General features: G+C 50.8%; 2 protein-coding genes. One reads left to right on the forward strand and one right to left on the reverse strand.

From position 1 onward, the window contains the following. Positions 1 to 355, forward strand: a 355-nt coding sequence (locus F6K38_RS41600; RefSeq protein ID WP_287360688.1) for a DUF815 domain-containing protein, incomplete at its 5' end; no start/stop codon positions are given. 345 nt (positions 356 to 700) lie between these two features. Here F6K38_RS41600 and F6K38_RS41605 read toward each other — a convergent pair. Beyond that, positions 701 to 1,554: HhoA/HhoB/HtrA family serine endopeptidase (locus tag F6K38_RS41605; protein ID WP_287360690.1), on the reverse strand; the 854-nt coding region annotated here is incomplete at its 5' end.

Raw genomic sequence — 1,554 nt, forward strand, 5'->3', positions numbered from 1 at the left:
GACCTCTAATCGACGACACTTGATTCGAGAATTCTTTGAAGACCGTCCCCGTCCTAGCAATGAAGAGGTTCATGGTTGGGATACGGTTCACGAGAAACTTTCGTTTAGCGATCGCTTTGGCTTAACCTTAACCTTTGAGAAAGCTGACCAGAAAACCTACTTGAAGATTGTCCAACATCTAGCTACCCTAGCCCAAATCCCCCTTGAGCCTAGTGAAATCAGACGTCGTGCCTTACAGTGGGCGATCCGAGCCAATGGTTTCTCTGGTAGAACAGCACGACAGTTTGTTGATTTTTTACAAGCAGAGGAAGTGGGGAGTCGGGAGTCGGGAGTCGGGAGTCGTGAAGAGATGTAGATGTAGGGTGGGCACTACACAGACCGATTAACTCAGCTTGCTAATCCTTTAGCTAGCTACTGCCCACCTAGTTACTGCCCACACTTGCGATCTAAATTTGAATACGGTGGGTTACGGCGCGCAGCAACACTGATTGGTCATCCCTGAAAATCCTGGCCGCGCCTAACCCACCCTACGAAATACGAACTCCCGACTCCCGATTCCCGTTCCCCTCCTGGGAGGGGTTAGGGGTGGGTTCCGATTCCCGTTCCCCTCCTGGGAGGGGTTAGGGGTGGGTTCCGATTCCCGTTCCCCTCCTGGGAGGGGTTAGGGGTGGGTTCCGATTCCCTACTCCCTCTATTATCTTCAATTTTCCATGGGAAACGCCCCTGGTCGCACCACGATTAGTTTGGTCTTACCGTTACGAAGCACTTCCACCTCTAACTGGGAGCCAACTTCAGAGGCTTCCACACCCTGCTGAACCTCAGTGGCATTTTTAACTGGTTTCGACGCAACGGTTTTAATGATATCTCCTGATTTAAAACCAGCTCTCTGGGCGGGGGAGCCTGGGACAACCCGGACGATTAAAACCCCATGATCTTGAGTGACTTTCAGGTCAAAGTCTTGGTCTTGATTAATTTTTTCTCTCAACTCTGGGGTCAAGGTCACCATCTGAATGCCTAGGTAAGGATGCTCAACTTTACCTTTAGAAAATAGTTGATTGGCAATCCGTTCCGCAGTTTCCACGGGGATAGCAAACCCTAAGCCTTGGGCATTGGCTCGAATAGCGGTGTTAATCCCAACTACTTCACCAGTGGCATTCAACAACGGACCACCAGAATTACCAGGGTTAATGGCGGCATCAGTTTGGATAAAGCTGACCCGTTTTTCAGGAACCCCGACCTGGGAACTGGAGCGCCCTAAGGCACTGATGATACCGACCGTTACAGTATTATCTAAACCGAGGGGATTACCAATAGCGATCGCCCATTCTCCTGGGGTCAAATTCTCAGCTTTACCCAAGTTGACTGTGGGCAAGTCCGTGGCTTCAATTTTGACTACCGCTACATCGGTGACTGGGTCAGTGCCCACGACTTGACCGTCAAAGCTGCGACCGTCTTTTAGGGTGACTTTAACTTCCTCTGTGCCTTCTACAACGTGGGCATTGGTAATCAAGCGTCCATCGGAGCTGAGGATAAACCCAGAGCCGGTGCCTTGCT

It is taken from the genome of Moorena sp. SIO3B2 (assembly GCF_010692525.1).
GTDB classification, from domain to species: domain Bacteria; phylum Cyanobacteriota; class Cyanobacteriia; order Cyanobacteriales; family Coleofasciculaceae; genus Moorena; species Moorena producens.